Below are 18,555 nucleotides of genomic sequence, written 5' to 3'. Positions count from 1 at the left end.
TAAAAATATAAATCGCAGAGAAACTGATATCATCCGTTTTTCTGCGATTTATTTAACAGTCTTTTACTATCAGTTTAATATCCTTTTATTTCCCCAACACGTTCGTTCAGTTCCTGAATTCCCTGTTCAACGGTGTATTCACCGATCATGACAAGATCATGGACTTCATTGAGTACGGTACGGATCTCTTCGATATTCTTATCCAGCGGACGGTCGAAAATGTATTCCGTATAAGTAAGAGCCTCTTTTGACTGCTCGTCTGCAGGGAACTTGTCTGCGGATGCTATGATGTCAAGCGCTTCCTGAGACAGGATTCCTGTGAGGATGCCGTTTTCAGCAAGGACTTTGCTGTTTTCTTCTGAAGTCGCATATTTCACGAATTCCCAAGCCAGTTCCGGAACATCCGTAGTCGAAGATATGGCAACAGGTGTGAGTGCACCGATTGTGGTTCCTGCGTCTACCCCTTCCGGATGCGGAATGGTAGCGATTCCCCAGTTGAAGTTGGTCTCTCCGCTTGCCTGGGACTGCATCATGGTTCCGATAAACCAGGTTCCCATAGGCATCATGGCAGCCTGCTGGTTTTTGAATACGCTTGAATAGTGGATGTTTGCTGTCTTCAGCTGTGCGTAATCCTGGATGATTCCATCTTTCTGCATGCTTAAGGCCTGTTCGTAATAGGAATCCAGGAATCCGTAATCTTTTGCTACAACTGTGTTTTTTCCGTCCTGAATTGCCCAGTTTGTTACAAGTGCCTGCCAGGTATGGTTGTGGGTGCCGTATACTTTTGCACTTCCCTCGCCAAAAGTCACTTTCCTTGCAAGCGCTTCATATTCTTCCCATGTCATATCGTTGCTTGGATATGGAACCCCTGCTTTGTCGAAAAGATCCTTGTTGTAGTAAAGCACATACCAGTCTGATCTGTATGGCAGGGAATAGTTGGCACCGTCGACCTGCAGCTGTTCCGCAGCTCCATTGTATACGGATAAATCAAGCTTATCCTTTTCTATAAATTCATCCAGACTCATCGCCTGTCCTTTTTCAACCATCGACAGGATATATCCCATGTCTTTTACCCAGATAATGTCCGGATCGCTTCCTTCTGCTGCCAGCATAACGGATAATTTGTTATTGTATTCGTTTGCTGCCGTATCCACGATTTCGATTTCGACATCCGGATAAGCCTTCTTAAAGGCGTCTATTGTTGCATTGAACTGGGGCGTTGTCTCGTTATCCCAGGTTGTTACCGTAAGCTTTTTCTCTTCCGCTTCAGCAACCGGCTTCGTGGTGTTTTCCGCCGCATCCGGCGCCGCCTGCTTGCCGCATCCTGCTGCCAATCCAACGACCATCATTGCAGAAAGTGCTACTCCTAAAAACTTTCTCATAATCCATACCTCCATTTTTGATTTATACTGAACTTCGCTTTCAGTATTTCGTTTACAAACAAAGAATACCAAAATCCGCCGTTCATTAACATGAACTATCTTCATAATTCTATTACTATCCGTGCATCTTGCTTTTTTATCCCTTCTGAAAGATGTAATATTTCAATTTTCTTATACTTTTTGTATGAGTTGCATATACGGGACGGCTTTTTCCGGTTATTTTATTGTGTTTTTTTTCATGAGCCAATATAATGATGTTGGGGTCAGAAGATGTTCCGCCCCCCGCTATCTATGAATGATGCGCCTTTTTACAAAGAGGAGAAAAACCCTATGCACAAATTAAAACAGATATTCACAGTGAAGACAATCAAAAGAAAGCTGATCCTTTATAACCTTATAATCGTAATCTCCATTGCGCTGTTTGTAAGCATCTATAATTATATCTCCTACCGGAATGCCACCATAGACATGCTGGTAGAGACTTCGGAGGAAAACACCTGGACAGCAGCAGAGCGCCTGCAGGTCGCCTACGACGAAATGCTCAACATCGTGCTGAACTGCTCGGAACGCAAGTCCCTGTTCCTGTCACTGACCAACACGGACTACAACACCTCCTCCGGAAAGCGCTTTGCCCTGTACGCCTCACAGATCCTGAACGACTACTGCGCCATATCCGGATACAGCGAATACATCGCAAAAATCACCCTCTACCAGAAGGACGGCATACTGGTCCAGTCCGGCTACATCACAGGTTCCTATGATGATGTGCCCTCCATTTCCCAAAGCAGCTGGTTCCAGGGCGAACAGGACAAGAATTTCAACGCCTACCAGCTGGCGCTTGTGGAATCCCCCTTTCATCAGGCTTCCGACGACAGGCTTCTTCCTATTATCAGAACACTGAAGTATGACTACGATACCCAGACCGCTTCCAGCTGGGTCATGCTCGGCATTTCAACCAGGCTCTACCAGGACAGTGTGGATCAGATCAACACGGACAATCCCATCTATGCCATCACCTCGGAAGGGGACATCATCGCCTCGGCAAATACGCGTAAGGAACTGGACGGCGCTGCTGCCATACCGGCTCTCCTGAAAGCAGCTTCTGACAGCGGTTCCGTGAAGATGGTCATCAATGGAACTGACAATTATGTCAGCTACACCAGAACACCCCAGAGCGGAATCCTTATTTATGAGATACTGCCCCATGACCAGCTGGTCATCGACCACACCATCATTTCCAAAACCATATTCCTGATTTTTGCCTCCTGCATCGCCATCGGCATGGGCCTTTCCATCCTCATATCCAGAAAAATCAACCAGCCCATCGCCCTTCTTCTTCGCAGCATCAAGACAATCTCAGGAGGGGATTTTTCCTATAACCCTAAAATAGAAGGCGCTGATGAAATCGGGACCATCGGAACCTGTATCAACCAGATGTCATGGCAGATCACCAATCTCCTGGATACGAGGATCGAAGTCGAGAAAGAGAAAAAGGATCTGGAAATCAAAATGCTCCAGGCCCAGATCAACCCCCATTTCCTGTACAATACCCTCGATTCCGTCCGCTGGATGGCGACCATTCAGAAGAACACGGGAATCGTAAAAATGATCACCTCCCTGTCCTCCCTTCTCAAGAACATGGCCAAGGGCTTCAATGAAAAAGTAACTCTTGAGCAGGAGCTTGAGTTCCTGGATAGCTACGTAACAATCCAGAAAATAAAGTATGTGGAATTGTTTGATTTGGATATACAAATAAAAGAATCACGGCTGAGCAGGGCAAAAATCGTCAAACTCACCCTGCAGCCCCTTGTTGAAAATGCCATTTTCAGCGGCATCGAGCCGAGCGGCCATAACGGCACCATACATATCATTGCAGAATCGGAAGACGATATCCTTTACATCCATGTAATCGACAACGGAATCGGCATTCCTTCAGAAAAGACAGACTCCCTGCTAGCAGGCACCGAGCCCAAAACAGCCGGCACCATGAGCGGAATCGGACTTCCAAACGTGGACCGCCGCCTCAAGCTGGTTTACGGAGAGGGCTTCGGATTGCATATCAGCAGCCAGGAGAACCTTTATACAAAGATAACCATTAAAATTCCCCTTGAATTTTAGATTTAATTTCCCTGAATTCTATATCATGAGCAGGCAGCTTTAGCGGTTTGCGAAGCTCCGCTCTGGCACGCAATTTATTCCACGAAAGGTATGTGAAACAATGTATCGTATTATGCTGGTAGATGATGAACCCCTTATTTTAGCAGGCATCTCCTCCCTCATCCCCTGGGAAGAGCATGACTGCACCATAGTCGGAAAGGCGACCAACGGAACTGCGGCCTGTAAGATGATACTGGAGCTGCAGCCGGACATCATCATAACGGACATCAAAATGCCTGTTATGAACGGTCTGGAACTGATCCAGAAATGCAAAGACGAGAAGCTTGTATTTTCCTTTATCGTGCTGACGAACCTTGAGGAATTCGAGCTTGCAAAAGAGGCCCTCTCACTGAGCGCCTCTGATTATCTTGTGAAGATCGACCTGACGGAAGAAACCCTGCTCCGCAGCCTGGAGAAGGCTAAAAACGATTTCGACAATATGGCTGCTTCCCGTTCGGGAAAAATCGCAAGCCAGTTCATGGAAGCCGGCAACGAGGAGATTATCAAAGGCTTCTTCAACAGGCTGCTGTTTTCTCCCTTTGACGCAGCAAAAGACCATTCCCGCAACATGAAGATGGATGAGCTTTTCGTATCCCCCCTCCTGATCCTCCTCGACATCAGCTATTCGGATGCCAGCTACCTCTCTGAAAACAAGAAATCCGACCTGAAGCAGGTGATGACCTATGCATCCGGAATCATCAGCGAGATGGCGGGGCGGATATTCAAAAACTCCTGCATCCTGCCGTTTGAACAGCAGAAACTGCTGATCATCGCCTCCACGGAGGGCCTCGCCTCCATCCCCGGGACGCTGACCCAGTTCAACGAAAAAGTAAACGAGGTCTTAAAAAATTATTTTGAAATTTCCGTCGTGATGGGCGTCAGCGAGGCTGCCGAAGACCTCTACGATTTGAAGACCCAGCTGGACCAGGCAAAAGAGGCCGTAGAATACTACTACTGCAATCCTTCCTCTTCCATCAGTTTCTATTCATCGCTCCCAAAAACCTGCAGTTCCCGGGACAACTTTAACATCAATTTCCTGAAAAAGGATTTGTCCATCGCCTTCCAGCAGAACAACAGTGAGAAGGTGAAGGAGATTTTCGATGAGCTGATCGGACTTCTGGAAACCTACACCCCCTCCAGAAAACAGGCGGTGAATTCCTATATCAACCTTTACACCTACATCCATTCCTATTTCGAATCTGACGACCAGCCCGCCACGGACATTTTCCCCGACACCCTGAGCATCATGGAGCATATCAACCAGATCAACAGCATCGAAGCGCTTACGAAATATATGCGGTCCTTCCAGCAGATCCTCTGCGACTATCTGGATTCCCGGAAAACGACCCGGACTGACAAGATCATCGAGCTTGTAAAAAGCTACATCAATAACCATTACAAGGAAAAGCTCACCCTTTCAGACGTTGCAAACGCCCTGAACTTCAGCGCCGGCTACATCAGCAGCAGCTTCAAGAAGCATACCGGCTATAATTTTTCCGATTACATTTCCTTTGTCAAAATCGAAAAGGCCAAGGAGCTGATCGATACCCATGAGTATCTGATGTATGAGATATCGGAGATGCTCGGGTTTGATAATCCTTATTATTTCAGCAAGGTCTTTAAGAAGATTACCGGGATCTCGCCACGGGAGTATGAGCTTAATAACTTGAAGTAACTGGCACCTCATTTATGGTACCAGGTACCCGTTTCTTTGGTAACTGGTACCTGACACCCGTTTCCTTGGTAACTGGTACCTGACACCATTAAATTCTGTTTATGGTGTCAGGTACCAATATAAGGGTACCCTTATATGCTGACTCTTCCCTCCAGTCCCTCGAAATCGACCGTTCGGTTCTGCCCGTCCCTGGTCTCGATCACAATTTTACCATATCCGCCGCACTGCTCTCTGTCTTCGAAGGCAATCCTGCTGATTGGAAACAGGTCTTCGTCGCTCCACGGCTCCATAGATGTCTTATGCAGCAATGCAGTGATCATCACATAGTCCCTGTATTCATAATACGCATCGCGCCTGCTTTCTGCATAAGGCAGAATGCTGCAGGCTGCTGCCGGATTCCTGCCGCTGGCCTCTTCGTATCCGAGGCAGTCAAAGCCCCGGTAGTTCACAATCGCCAGCTGGTGCCTGTCTGATTTTACGATGATGGCCCTGATGCCGTCTTTTTCCCGTTCCTCTACTGCGGCAGCCGAACCGTCAAGGGGCAGACCGTAATGGCCCAGATACAGTGTATAGGGCTTATCCGGGATGCGTACCCGGTCGACCCTCACCAGCCCGTTTCCAACGGCAAAATCCGCCAGATCTATGCCGGCCAGGTTCTGGAAGCTGTCCCCGAATTCGAAATAGGCCTTCCGATACAGGACCCCTTCCCGTTCGCCCCCGTACAGGATGATATTCGGAATTTCAGTCCTGTTTTTTCCATTGTACCGGAGGCTGTACTGCATCGCCTCCGGCCCTGTATAGCCGTAAGCCTCCCAGGGGAAGGCGCTGTGGAAGCTCAGCCTGGAGTAGGCCTGCAGGATGGGATCCTCCTCCTGTGCAAAAACCTTTGCCGTGCGCAATTCCACAGCTCCTGTAGTCCTATAATTGGTGACCGTCATGCCGGGACCATCCAGCGTAATGGATCTGCTCCTGCTGCCGTCTTCCCAGTTCTCCCACTCTCCGTTTTTTTCCACTGCATTCCACAGCTCGTCAGAATCCGGAAGCATCATGCACACGAAGGAATTTGCAATCCAGAAGGGACTGGCCGCACAGCTGTAGGACTGGACCGCCGGCTCGAAAGGCCCGTAAAATCCAAGACATGGGACGTTATTCACAAAGACTTCCTCTTTCCCAATAAACTGAAGCAGGTTTCCCGACAGGATCCTCCTGGCAGTTCCTCTGTCGGCTTCGCTGTTTTTCAGCAGGCAGTTGGCCGCCAGAGGCGCCGATGCGGCGTTCCTGTATATGGCACTTCTTCCCCACATGATCGAATGTCCGTTTTCATCAAATAGGTTCGCATAATGGGCCATCAGTTGATTGGAATAGGCTTCTATCCTGCCTGCAATATAGGGTTCATTTTCATAGCCATACCATTGGTTCCATATAGGCCCGTAGACCTGGAAGGCCCAGGCCGAATAGTAGTCGAACCTGTGGCCGTCCCGGTACCAGCCGTCGCCGGCATAATAGGACAGGATGCAGGAGGCATGGTCCCGCATCATGCCCCTGTCGATCTCGTATCCGTGCTTTTGAAGAAAAGCCAGAATCAGCATATTGAACAGGCGCCAGTTGTGGTGTCCCGTCCGTGCCTCTGCAAATTCCCTGAGATAGGCTGCGATCCGGTCCTTCTCTTCCTTTGTAAACGGCTCCCATACCGCTTCCTCGCACATCTGCAGCCCGATTGCCAGGGATGCGCATTCGCAGGTATGCTGGAAGGCATGCTCGTTTTTATCCGCAGTTTCTTTGATTTCCTGCAGATTGAGCAGGTAGCTGTCCGTGTCTCTGGTCACCGAGGCCAGGATCTGATTTCTGTAATACTCCTTCAGCGGGTATCCGGCAATCACTGCATCCGGTTCGTTTGCAAGCAGCGGCGCCGCAATCAGGAAGCTCCTTGCCAGGCCTTCAAAGCGTTCGGCGTGATATCTCCACTCCGGCGAATCGGGCCTTGGATAGCTTACTGCATCTCCTGCACCGGGCAGAACGATCGGGGATTCAAAACTCTTTACGTTTATAAAAATCCCTTCCAGCAGGAAGTGGCATGCCCCGATCCAGTGCTTTTTGATCATTCCCGTGTAGGGGCTCAAGGTGTAGTCGGGTTTTTCTATAATGTATTTCATGATTTCTTTTCTCCAATTGTTTATGGTGTCAGGTGTTTATGGTGTCAGGTACCATTAAATTTCCATTAAATTTTTTTCTCCAACTCTCTTCTTTTGATGGGGCATGAAGTGTTTATGATACTGTTTATGGTCCCTTTTATGGTACCTTTTATGGTACCTGACACCATTAAATTTTGTTTATGGTGTCAGGTACCAATAAAGAAGATACCAATAAAGACAGAAGGGCGATCCCAATCCCAAACACATAAAAAAGGATGTCCGCTCCGTCTCCCGTTGCAGGGTTCTCTGCGTTTGCCCCGGATGGCTTTCCTGCAGCGGTGTCAGATATGTTCGCTGCTCCCGGCTTCTGCGCTGTTTCTCCACCGGATGGATTCTCCGGATTCCCTATTGATGGCTGCTCTCCAGGCGGCGTCTCTGACGGTTCTGTACCCGGTGCAGGAGTTTCCTCATCAGCCAGGATTACTTTTACCACTGAAGGATACCCGAACTTGTCCTTCGAATTGATGCTGAGGGATATTTTTCCTCCCTCGATGGATGTAGCCACTTCAGGATCTGCGGCTATCACTTGGTCTGCTTTCCGGTCGATTACCAGATTGATCAATCCTTCCCCTTTCATGGTCGGATCGGATGCTGAAATGGTCAGGACGTTCCCCTCTTCCCGCATCATGACGGATGCCTTTTTGTCGCAGGTGATTTCTGCAACCTTTTTTTCTCCGTCCGTCCAGAAATTTGCCCCTGTAATCTGCAGGGAATTTTCCCTCACGGCCTGGATTTCCTTTGTATTTTCCAGAATCTCTACATCCGGCTCATCTGCATACCCGGAGATATCCTGCTCATTTTTTCCAGGAAGGAGGACATATTCATAATCCGCATCAGCTGGATTTGTCCCATGGTCGATCCACATCTCCAGATAGTTCCTCGATGCAATGCCGCTTCCTGTTCCGATATCGGTCCAGTCTCCCGTATTGGCGACTTTTCGGATATTTACCTTCTGGCTTTTATCTGGAAAATAATAGCCAAGATCAGAATCTGCGACATTCCCTTCCAAATGCACCCATCCGGCAGCAATCTCTTTCTGCACCTCCACATCCGCGGTTTCGCCGTCCACGGTGACTCTGTTTGAATTATCTTCCTTAATCTTTCTGTTCTCTATGGTTGTCTCCGTAGGGAGGCTTTCATCCTTGTTGCTGATTCCTGCGCCAAGGCAGACGATCTCATCATCAAACATGAAATAGGATTTGAAAGCCCTTAACTCCGGCGCATAGGGCAATGCCGCTCCGTCTCCATTCCCGATGGTGTCCCCGTTCAATGCCATGCCGTTGATTCCGTAATCACCTATGGAAGTGCCTCCGACCCAGTCTTCCCGCGACAGGTAATCGCCCGCCTGGTAGAATCCCGAAGAGTCTTTCGTTCCATTTCCGATATCCACGGGCACTACCGTCGTTCCCGGAAGCCTGTAGGGATTGACCGTATTCCAGAAGTTATCGGTAAACTGGTTCAGGTCGCTGTTGTAGATATAAAGCATTCCGTCGCCCATATGCCATCCTCTGCGGTTTTCATGATTCATGATTTCGCAGTTGGAAATGCGGCTGGAATACATGGATAGTCCTGCCAGATAATGTTCCTGGCGGTGGACGGCACGGTCCAGAAGCGGATAATTCTTGTGCAGCGTCCCGACGGATGTCCCGATCGAATCGTCGTTCAGAAGCGCCCGCGCCTTGAAAATCAGTTCGATATCGCTCAGCTGCGCCATATAGTCAAAGACCGGCTTTTCTTTGACGATCCAGTTCTTCACGTTAGTCTTTATTTTCAGCGAAGTCTCTTCATCAACTGCGTCCGCGAGTTTCAGGAGGACGCCTATGATATCGGCTGCCGCCTTTCTGTCGCTGAGTGCCGGCCTTGCAACCGCACGGCCGCGGAACATGTCAAGGGCCGCCCCCTGGTATACCGCCGCTGTACACCCCTCCAGGGCAAACGTATTCATGATGGCGGCCTTTTCCTCAGGCAGAGACCACGGCGTGTTGCCCAGAAGCGTCAGCAGTTTTATAGATCCTTTGATGAATTCGATTCCATAGGAGTTGATGTATGGCACTACAAAATGATCCAGATAGGATCCGTCGGCATAGAGGCCGTTGTTGCGGCTCCCTGCCGGCTGGAGGACAAGCTGCGTGGAAGCCGCATCCCTTGCCATGACAAGCTGTTCGCTGTCTTCCAGCAGAATTCCCATTCCCATTGCCGTAACCGAGCAGTCCATCAGGTTTGCCGCTTTATTGATCCTGTAACCCTGGGCATGGGTGCTGGCCTGTCCGATTGCTCCTTCATGGAAGGGGTCCGGCTGGAAGAACATCAGCGCTTCCGTATACTGCTCGATTTTTTCATGCTCAACATCATCGAAAATGAAGAGGCATATCGGAACGATGCTCTTTGGTATGCCGATTTCCCAGGTCCACCAGTTTTCCGTCTGGGAACGCTTCGTATAGCAGGTTGTGGTAAGATAATCCATGATATTCCGGATATCCTTCAGCAGTTCGGGATTTTTATAATACTGACTCAATTCCGGGGTTCCATAAGCGATTGCCATCTTTTCAACGCTGACAAAGGATTTCCGGAAAAGCACCGCATCATATTGATACTCCTCCTTTGTGCGCACGATTCCCTTTGCGTCTTTCAGGTGCGCTTCCCAGGGAACATCGGGACAGGACTCCTGCCCCCTGTAAAGGTAGGTATTCCACTCGTTTTCGCAGGCTGTCTGGATTCCTGCAATAATTTCCGCAACCTTTCCATTGGTCAGGTCATTATCCTTCCCGACGATGGACTCTTTCCATTTTGTACGCATTTGTGCGTAATCCGCGGATTCCGGGGCCGGGAATGTGGCCGGATCCGCATAAAGGACATGAACCGTCCATTGCGCTTCTCTTCCGTCCGCATCCGTCGCCGTGATGATTGCAGTTCCTTTTTCATGCGCGGTAACCATTCCCTGTTCGACACTGGCAATATGGTTCATGTCTGCCCATCCAGCAGTCCTGCCGCCATCGGACTCGCCATCTGCCAGAGGACGCTTGATTTTGCTGACCCCCACAATCCTGACCCCATTTCCCGAAAACCAGGTGACGGCGCCCTGAAAACCATCCGGAACCGTAAGCTGGAGGGAATCGCCTTTCACGAGGGACACTTCTCCCATATCCTGCGTTTGCATTTCTGACGTCTGTAGCATTTCTGGCGACTGCGCTTCTGCATGGATCTCAGATGCAGGAATCATCCCCACGGTTAAGGATAAGAGTAACATGACAATTGCTGCTTTTTCCCATTTCATAAAAAAATCCTCCCTGATATGTTTTTTCAAAATTATATCAGGAGGATTTTTTTAGTTGAATATACTCTGGCATGATAAACATATATTATTTCGGGTATCTGGATTTGGCCGGTTTTCTTTCTGTTACTTTATTCATATTTGATTACTTTTTCCTGTTTATGATTTGTTTATGGTACCTGACACCATTAAATAATGTTTATGGTGTCAGGTACCAATAAGGGGGTACCACCGCAGGTACCATCGCATTCATCGGAATTTGACCCGATACCGGACATGACAATGTTTGACCCACACTGGATTTGAGAATCCCCTGAGATTGGTGCCAAACCCCAGTTTTCTGACAGTTGAATTCTTAGAGGTATATAGTTCAACCTGGGAATCCCCAAGGAAATGGGTGAATCATGTGACATGGGCTTCCGATTCACGATTCCCATATTTACGGTAAAAGCGATGGCTTCCAGTGATGATATCCGGTTCCGGATAGAGCTGACTTCTCTCTGTCCAGTTATAAGAAACATCAGGTGTTTTACGCTCATTCACATTACCGGATCGCACTCCGCCCGGCTTGCCTCCCAGGGAAATATGACTGACATATTGTGCTGAAACGCCGGCCATTTTGAACATAAAAACTGCCAGCCGCTTATCAAGTTGATGCGGTTGAATATACCAGTACCAGGTCGGCAGCGTTCGAGATGTTCCCGGCAAGGAGTCAATGAGCTCTGGCTGCCCCTCCAACTCTATCCAGATGTGCGACATCCTGACCGATCCAATATTGAGCAAGCGCTGGAGTACCATTTTTTTGCAATCCTGAACCATGACCAGGAGCAACGCCTTCCCATTTTCATGAATCTTGATTTTCCATTTTGAAGGCACATTCTTTCTCGCAATTTCGGGATCGACATAATAACGAGAAAACATTTCTTTGACGTCATAGATATCCATTGAAACCGGGATTGAAAATTTAACTGGTATCATTGTATTCCGCCTCCTTTGCAAATGTACAGAAATCCTGTTTAATCATATGTCTATTATATGCTTTTAAAATATATAAATCAGCCTTTTTAGGGGCAGGTTTAAAAACTTTTACTTTCATCATAGTTCTATCATAGTTCTATCACAACTTCCGTCTATAATACAGTTATAGCAAACAACAAACAGCATCACCAATAACGGAAGGAGCAATTATCATGAAAAAATTATTTGTAGGAGTATTCGCAGCAGGATTAATCTTTGCTGGAACAGCATTTGCGGGAAATGTCTATGCAGCAGAAAGCGAAGACGTAACTCAGGAGCAGAGCTATGTGGATGAAGACGGCGACGGCGTCTGTGACAATATGGCAAATGGAACCTGTGAAGGAAGACAATACAGAGGCGCTGGAGGACAAGGCCGCAACTTTGTAGATGCCGATGGCGATGGAGTCTGTGACAACAAGGGAAGCGGAAACTGTGGAAGAGGAATGCGCAGAGGCGCTGGCGGACAAGGACAGAATTTTGCAGATGCGAATGGCGATGGGGTCTGTGACAACACTGCAGCGGAATAGGTATCCACAATAAATGTCCGGTACGAAAAAATGGGATTTCTCCTGCCACGATTAGGAATCTATCAGCTAATCACTGATAACAGATGATAAAAAATGTCAGGGTGTACGAGTTGACTTTCGTATACCCTGACATTTTTATTTTGGAATCCATATTTTGGTACCTCATATTTTGGTACCTGACACCATAAACTGCAGTTTATAGTACCTGACACCATTAAATTTTATTTATGGTGTCAGGTACCACCGCGGGAGGTACCACCGCAGGAGGTACCTCCGCGGGGCACCGCCATTCCCGCAGCGACATGCCTGCGGTTCCCCGGAATATCCTGCTGAAATACAGGGGATTTTCATAGCCCACAAGGCTGCCGATTTCCGTAACCGAGTAATCCGTATCCCGCAGCAGCTCCTTTGCCCGGTTTATGCGGAGGGACGTGATGTACTGCAGGGGCGGCATCCCCATATAGCGCTTGAAGCTCCGGATAAACCAGCAGGTGCTCATATGCTGGCTTTTTGCGTACTCCTCGATTTTAATGTCCCTGGGGAAATTCTCGTGGAAGTAAATGACTGCGCCCTCGATTTCCTTCGGCATCCGGCTGTCCTCCCCGTGCCCCTCCTGGATCCGGCGGTGCATCAGGGTCAGGAGCTGCTGGAAATACAGGCAACAAAGCTCCCCAAAGGAGGCCCTCTTAATCTGCAATTCTCTGATGATCTTCAGGAACAGTTCCTGATATTCCGAAGATATCCCCATCGGGAAGATGAATCCGCTTCCCAATCCACATTTCTCCAGACAGGTTTCCACATCGTAACCGGTAAAATGGATCCAGTACACTTCCAGCTTATCCTTCTGATAATAGCAGTAGGACTGGGGTTCATTTGGCCTGTACAGCACCATATTTCCGGCCTGCACCTCTTTCTCTTCCTCTCCGAACATGAACCATGCTTTCCCGGCGGCGATATAGAGCAGCTGATAATCCTCCCGTCCCTCCGGCCTGAAGGTCGACATGACGCTTCTGGAAATCATTTTATAATTGCCGCAGCTGTTGATACGCAGGGGATGCGCCCGGTCTGTCAGGTCTGCTTCCTCTTTATCCAGAAAACCCGTATTTGTATACATATCCCTTCATTCCTTTCCTGTGCGGTCCAAGACCATTTCTTTCCTCGTTTTTAACGCTGTCAAACAAGTAGCTTCAGCGGAGTCCGGATATCCGTTTTGCCTATTATTGTATCATTTTGTGCATGTATTGTCTAATACAGGATATGGATTTATATGACTTCTGTCTTATAATTAAATTAGCGAAACTGTTCAGAGTTCAAGCCATTTCCGACAATAACGGACATCGTCCTGAATAGTTGCAAATCAACCAGGAATACCAGGAGGTCAATATTATGATAGTACCAAAACATTATGAAAACCTGCATATACTGCACGAGAATACAATGCCCAACCGCTCCTATTACATCCCCGCTTCCAGGCCGATGGGCGGCCTTTCAGAAAACAGGGACGCTTCCGACCGCTTCTGCTCCCTGAACGGTACCTGGAAGTTCAAATACTTTCCAAGCATCTATGATCTGAAGGAGGAATTTTTCAAAGAGACTTACAACGCTGACTGCTTTGATGAAATACCGGTGCCTTCCTGCTGGCAGAATTTCGGCTATGACAGCCATCAGTACACGAACACGCGCTACCCGTTCCCTATGGATCCGCCCTATGTGCCCCACGAAAATCCATGCGGCGCGTACCTGCACAGCTTCTCCTACGAAAAGGATGCCGCAGCTCCAAAGGCCTTCCTGAATTTCGAAGGCGTGGATTCCTGCTTCTATGTATGGCTGAACGGAGATTATGTGGGGTACAGCCAGGTATCCCATTCAACCAGCGAGTTTGACGTCACCTCCCTTTTACGGGAAGGGACCAACGTTCTGGCCGTACTGGTGTTGAAATGGTGCGACGGCAGCTATTTTGAAGACCAGGACAAGTTCCGCATGAACGGGATTTTCCGGGACGTCTATCTGCTGAAGCGGCCTGAGCAGGGCATCTTTGACTACTTCGTGAAAACCGCCATCAACAACCTGGAGGACGAGACTGTCGGAGAAATCCGGATTTCCCTCACCTATTTTGACCAGAAGCTTCCACTCTGTGCTTCCTTATATGACCGGGAAGGAAACCTGATCGCATCTCAGGATACGGACAGCGAAGCTGAGGAACTGGTCTTCCTGGTCCATAGCCCCATTTTGTGGAACGCGGAACAGCCTTATCTTTATGAACTGGCACTGGAATGGGAAAATGAAGCCATCACGGAGCGGATCGGAATCCGGGAAATCTGCGTGACGGATGGCGTCGTGTATCTCAATGGGTCAAAAATCAAATTCCACGGCACAAACCGCCACGACAGCGATCCGATAACCGGATTTACCATCAGCCTGGACCAGATAAAGCAGGACCTGCTGCTGATGAAGCAGCATAACATGAACTGCATCAGGACAAGCCATTATCCCAACGCGCCCCAGTTCTACCAGCTCTGCGACGAATACGGCTTCTTCGTCATCGATGAAGCTGACAATGAAAGCCATGGCACCAACGACATTTTCCTGCAGGACGCTTCCTGGGAGGAGCGGGCCAGCCTCTGGAACAGGCCGATTGCTGACAATCCCGACTTTATCGAGGCGACTCTGGACAGGACGATGCGCTGTGTCCACCGGGACAAGAACAGGCCATGCGTCGTGATCTGGTCCATGGGAAATGAATGCGCCTACGGCTGTACCTTTGAGGCAGCCCTGAAATGGACGAAGGAATTCGATCCGGGAAGGCTCACCCATTACGAAAGCGCACGCTATGTAAACTCTGACAAAAAGTATGATTATTCCAACCTGGATCTTCACAGCCGCATGTATCCTTCGCTGGAAGAAATCCATGATTTTTTTTCCAGCAATCCGGACAAGCCTTACATTATGTGCGAATACAGCCACGCCATGGGCAACGGCCCGGGCGATTTTGAAGATTATTTCCAGGTGATACAGCAGTATGACGGCGCCTGCGGCGGATTTGTATGGGAATGGTGCGATCACGCCATAGACCTTGGCCGGACTGAAAAAGGCAGGAAAAAATACGCCTACGGCGGGGATCACGGCGAATATCCCCACGACAGCAACTTCTGCATGGACGGGCTTGTCTATCCCGACAGGACGCCCCATACCGGGCTTCTGGAATTTAAAAACGCGCACCGCCCTGCCAGGGTCATTTCCTTCGACCAGGCAAGCAGACAGGTGCTTCTGAAAAATACAATGGATTTCCTGGACCTGAAGGACTATGTTTCCATCGCCTATACCGTGACCTGCGACGGGGAAGCCGTTTACAAGGGATGGGTTGAAGATGAGGACATGCCCGCTATCGCACCCCACGGCCAGGCTCTGGTCACTTTGCAGTATGATCTTCCGGCGGCCGGAAAGTGCTATCTGCTGCTGCACTATTCACTGAAATCAAGGACAGGCCTGCTGCCCGAAGGGTTCTCTCTTGGGTTTGATGAAATCCTGCTGGAAAATGGGGATATGCGCAACCAGAAGGTATTGGAAATGCTGGATGGGGGGAATTGCGGCGGAAGTGCGGGTTGTGCCGGAAGTATGTTGAATGCCGGAAGTGCGTTGAATGCCGGAAGTGCGTTGAATGCCGGAAGTGCGTTGAATGCCGGAAGTGCGTTGAATGCCGGAAGTGCGGATTTTGCCGGAAGTCCTTTGAATGCCGGAAGTGACCAGAATCCCTTCACCGTAACGGAAGATGACCGGTACCTGTATATAGAAACCGCTTCTTTCCACTATATTTACGAAAAACATACCGGCATGTGGAAAAGCATGGTATTTGAAAACCACCAGCTCCTGGAAAAGCCTATGGAGATCAACATCTGGAGGGCGCCTACGGACAATGACCGGAACATCAGGCACACCTGGATGAGGGCAAATTTTGACAAGTCCGTCACAAGAGCATACACAACCACCTATACGACCGAGGGCGACCACATCCTAATCAATACCGTACTATCCGTCTCCGCCATCTATACCCAGCGGATTCTGGACATCCATGCTTCCTGGACCATCCATGAAAACGGCACCCTCGAAACCAGGCTGGACGTAAAAAAAGACCCTGAATTCCCCATGCTTCCAAGGTTTGGCCTGCGCCTGTTCCTGCCGAAAGAAATGTCTGAGGTATCCTACTGCGGCATTGGCCCCGTGGAAAGCTATCCCGACAAATGCAGGGCCGGCTATCACGGCGTTTTCCACACGAATACGTCGGACCTCCACGAAGACTACATCCGCCCCCAGGAAAACGGAAGCCACCACGACTGTGACTATGTGACCGTTTCCGATTCAAGATGTGCATTTTCTGCGGTCAGCCGTACCCCGTTCTCCTTCAATGCATCGCCATACACCCAGGAAGAACTGACACAGAAAATGCATAACTATGAACTCGAGAAGTCGCCTTACACCGTTTTCTGCGTGGACTACCGCCAGAACGGCATCGGCTCCAACAGCTGCGGCCCCGAACTGCTTAAGGAATACCGTTTTGATGAGACGGAGTTTTCATTTACGGTCAGCCTGATTCCAAACTAAAACGGTACTTATAAAACGGTACCTGACACCATTAAATGCAAAAATGGTACCTGACACCATAAACAAAAGTTTATGGTGTCAGGTACCGATTTTAGGTACCGATTTTTTACCGCTTTTTCGTTTTTAGAATCCCACAGCGTACATCCTGCATTCATACGGCCGTAACAGCAGATTGTCTTTCCCCTTCTCTGGTTCATAGTTCCCAAGCAGACATTCACCTTCCATAAACGAAAGGCTGCTGCAATTTCCGCAATCCACCATCTTATCAGTAAAATTGGCGATTACGTACAGCTTTTCATTTCCCGATCTCCGTACATATGCAAAAATCCGTTCGTCTTCCCCACATAGCAGTTCAAAATCTCCAGTCGTAATGACATCGTACTCTTTTCGGATCTGAATCAGTTTCTGATAAAATGCGAATATCGAATCTGTTTCCTGAAGAGTTCTTTTTACGTTGATCTCTTTGTAGTTTGGATTGACCTTCAGCCATGGGGTTCCGTCCGTGAATCCAGCATGTTCGCTGTCATCCCACTGAATTGGTGTTCTTGCATTGTCGCGGGCCTTCGCGTAGATTCCTTCCATGATTTTTTCCATGGACCATCCTGCTTCCTGCTTTTCCTTCACCATATTGATGGTTTCGATGTCCCTGTAGTCTTCCAGCGGGAATCTGACATTCGTCATCCCGATTTCTTCGCCCTGGTAGATGTAGGGGGTTCCCTGCATGCCGTGAAGTATCATTGCCAGCATTTTGGCACTTTCTTTTCTGTAGACAGTATCGTTTCCGATCCTGGATACGATTCGCGGCTGGTCATGATTTGACCAGAACAGGCTGTTCCAGCCTTTTTCATGGAGTGCCTTCTGCCAGGTTTCGAACACCCTCTTCAGTTCGTTCACTTCCATTTTTTTCAGATCCCATTTGCCGTTTCCCCTTATCTCGTCGAGTCCCAGATGCTCAAATCCGAACACCATTGAAAGTTCTCTCCGTTCTTTAGCGGAATACAGCGGTGCCGTTTCGGGCGTTGAAAATGGAGTCTCTCCGACTGTGAATACGTCCCTGCCTGCGAAGCAGTTCCTGTACATTTCCTGAAGATAGGTGTGGCTCTTTTCGCTGACCATGACGGACTCTTCAGGAATTTTCCCGATCAGGTCTATGACATCCATGCGGAATCCGTCGATTCCTTTGTCCAGCCACCAGTTGATCAGTTTATAGACTTCTTCCCTGACCTCTCTGTTGCTCCAGTTCAGATCCGGCTGCCTTTTACTGAACAGATGGTAGTAGTATTCGTTTGTTTCCTCATTGTATTCCCAGACCGAGCCGCTGAAGAATGACTGCTGGTCCGTAACCGGACTATCCTTCCAGATATAATAATCGTGGTACTTGCTGTTTTTATCCGCCCTTGCCGCTTTGAACCATTCATGCTCATCGCTGGTATGATTCACGACCAGATCCATAATCAGCTTCATTCGTCTGTCGTGCAGCTTCTCCAGCAGCTCTTCCAGCTGTTCCATGGTCCCGAACAGGGGATTGATCCTGTAATAGTTGCTGATATCATAGCCGTTGTCGTCCATGGGCGATTCGTAGACCGGCGTCAGCCAGATGACATCTACCCCCAGCTCCTTCAGATAGTCCACTTTTTCGATGATTCCTCCGATGTCTCCTGTTCCGTCTCCATCGCTATCCTTGAAGCTCATCGGATAAATCTGATATACGATAGATTTTTTCCACCACTCCATA

The 18,555-nt window shown here is 48.8% G+C and carries 10 protein-coding genes; 4 read left to right on the top strand and 6 right to left on the bottom strand.

Translation table 11 applies throughout. The annotated features are described in order from the left end of the window. Positions 1–74: 74 nt before the first annotated feature. Positions 75–1,382, bottom strand: coding sequence for an ABC transporter substrate-binding protein (locus BJR36_RS10720; protein WP_091233934.1), 1,308 nt, complete (start codon positions 1,380–1,382; stop codon positions 75–77). 330 nt (positions 1,383–1,712) lie between these two features. On the opposite strand from BJR36_RS10720, the gene BJR36_RS10715 reads away from it, so the two are divergent. Together BJR36_RS10715 and BJR36_RS10710 are read left to right on the top strand one after the other, a co-directional pair. Continuing rightward, complete coding sequence (locus BJR36_RS10715; RefSeq protein WP_091233931.1) at positions 1,713–3,500, top strand: sensor histidine kinase; 1,788 nt, start codon at positions 1,713–1,715, stop codon at positions 3,498–3,500. A 100-nt stretch (positions 3,501–3,600) separates the two neighbouring features. Beyond that, positions 3,601–5,214 carry a response regulator transcription factor gene (locus BJR36_RS10710; protein WP_091233929.1) on the top strand — a complete coding sequence of 538 codons (1,614 nt, stop codon included), beginning with the start codon at positions 3,601–3,603 and terminating at the stop codon, positions 5,212–5,214. 131 nt (positions 5,215–5,345) lie between these two features. Here BJR36_RS10710 and BJR36_RS10705 read toward each other — a convergent pair whose 3' ends face one another. From BJR36_RS10705 to BJR36_RS10695, 3 genes are all read right to left on the bottom strand, one after another. Beyond that, positions 5,346–7,367 carry a DUF2264 domain-containing protein gene (locus BJR36_RS10705; protein ID WP_091233927.1) on the bottom strand — a complete coding sequence of 674 codons (2,022 nt, stop codon included), beginning with the start codon at positions 7,365–7,367 and terminating at the stop codon, positions 5,346–5,348. Between the two features lie 166 nt (positions 7,368–7,533). Continuing rightward, positions 7,534–10,680, bottom strand: coding sequence for a polysaccharide lyase 8 family protein (locus BJR36_RS10700; RefSeq protein WP_091233924.1), 3,147 nt, complete (start codon positions 10,678–10,680; stop codon positions 7,534–7,536). Between the two features lie 399 nt (positions 10,681–11,079). Continuing rightward, the gene (locus BJR36_RS10695) at positions 11,080–11,655 is read right to left on the bottom strand and encodes a hypothetical protein (protein WP_091233921.1); all 576 of its coding nucleotides are present in this window, start codon (positions 11,653–11,655) and stop codon (positions 11,080–11,082) included. Positions 11,656–11,867: 212 nt separating this feature from the next. Between BJR36_RS10695 and BJR36_RS10690 the strand changes: the two genes are divergently transcribed. Then, complete coding sequence (locus BJR36_RS10690) at positions 11,868–12,221, top strand: hypothetical protein (RefSeq protein WP_091233919.1); 354 nt, start codon at positions 11,868–11,870, stop codon at positions 12,219–12,221. A 214-nt stretch (positions 12,222–12,435) separates the two neighbouring features. Here BJR36_RS10690 and BJR36_RS10685 read toward each other — a convergent pair whose 3' ends face one another. Then, entirely contained in the window at positions 12,436–13,335 is a 900-nt protein-coding gene (locus BJR36_RS10685; RefSeq protein WP_091233916.1) for an AraC family transcriptional regulator, read from the bottom strand. 272 nt (positions 13,336–13,607) lie between these two features. On the opposite strand from BJR36_RS10685, the gene BJR36_RS10680 reads away from it, so the two are divergent. Further along, positions 13,608–16,820 (top strand): glycoside hydrolase family 2 TIM barrel-domain containing protein, encoded by a 3,213-nt coding sequence (locus BJR36_RS10680; protein ID WP_242875531.1) that lies wholly within the window; start codon positions 13,608–13,610, stop codon positions 16,818–16,820. A gap of 123 nt (positions 16,821–16,943) precedes the next feature. Here the strand turns inward: BJR36_RS10680 and BJR36_RS10675 are convergent, their stop codons facing one another. Beyond that, positions 16,944–18,554, bottom strand: a complete 1,611-nt coding sequence (locus BJR36_RS10675) for a glycoside hydrolase family 13 protein (protein WP_091233914.1) — start codon at positions 18,552–18,554, stop codon at positions 16,944–16,946. Position 18,555 lies beyond the last annotated feature (1 nt).

Source organism: Anaerobium acetethylicum, assembly GCF_900096945.1.
GTDB classification, from domain to species: Bacteria; Bacillota; Clostridia; order Lachnospirales; family Lachnospiraceae; genus Anaerobium; species Anaerobium acetethylicum.
This window is presented reverse-complemented; position numbering and strand designations above follow the sequence as displayed.

Excerpts from the sequence above, each read along its gene's own strand:
- BJR36_RS10680 (WP_242875531.1), top strand. The coding sequence starts at position 13,608 with ATGATAGTACCAAAACATTATGAAAACCTGCATATACTGCACGAGAAT.
- BJR36_RS10695 (WP_091233921.1), bottom strand. The coding sequence starts at position 11,655 with ATGATACCAGTTAAATTTTCAATCCCGGTTTCAATGGATATCTATGAC.
- BJR36_RS10700 (WP_091233924.1), bottom strand. The coding sequence starts at position 10,680 with ATGAAATGGGAAAAAGCAGCAATTGTCATGTTACTCTTATCCTTAACC.
- BJR36_RS10690 (WP_091233919.1), top strand. The coding sequence starts at position 11,868 with ATGAAAAAATTATTTGTAGGAGTATTCGCAGCAGGATTAATCTTTGCT.
- BJR36_RS10675 (WP_091233914.1), bottom strand. The coding sequence starts at position 18,554 with ATGGAGTGGTGGAAAAAATCTATCGTATATCAGATTTATCCGATGAGC.
- BJR36_RS10720 (WP_091233934.1), bottom strand. The coding sequence starts at position 1,382 with ATGAGAAAGTTTTTAGGAGTAGCACTTTCTGCAATGATGGTCGTTGGA.
- BJR36_RS10710 (WP_091233929.1), top strand. The coding sequence starts at position 3,601 with ATGTATCGTATTATGCTGGTAGATGATGAACCCCTTATTTTAGCAGGC.
- BJR36_RS10705 (WP_091233927.1), bottom strand. The coding sequence starts at position 7,367 with ATGAAATACATTATAGAAAAACCCGACTACACCTTGAGCCCCTACACG.
- BJR36_RS10685 (WP_091233916.1), bottom strand. The coding sequence starts at position 13,335 with ATGTATACAAATACGGGTTTTCTGGATAAAGAGGAAGCAGACCTGACA.
- BJR36_RS10715 (WP_091233931.1), top strand. The coding sequence starts at position 1,713 with ATGCACAAATTAAAACAGATATTCACAGTGAAGACAATCAAAAGAAAG.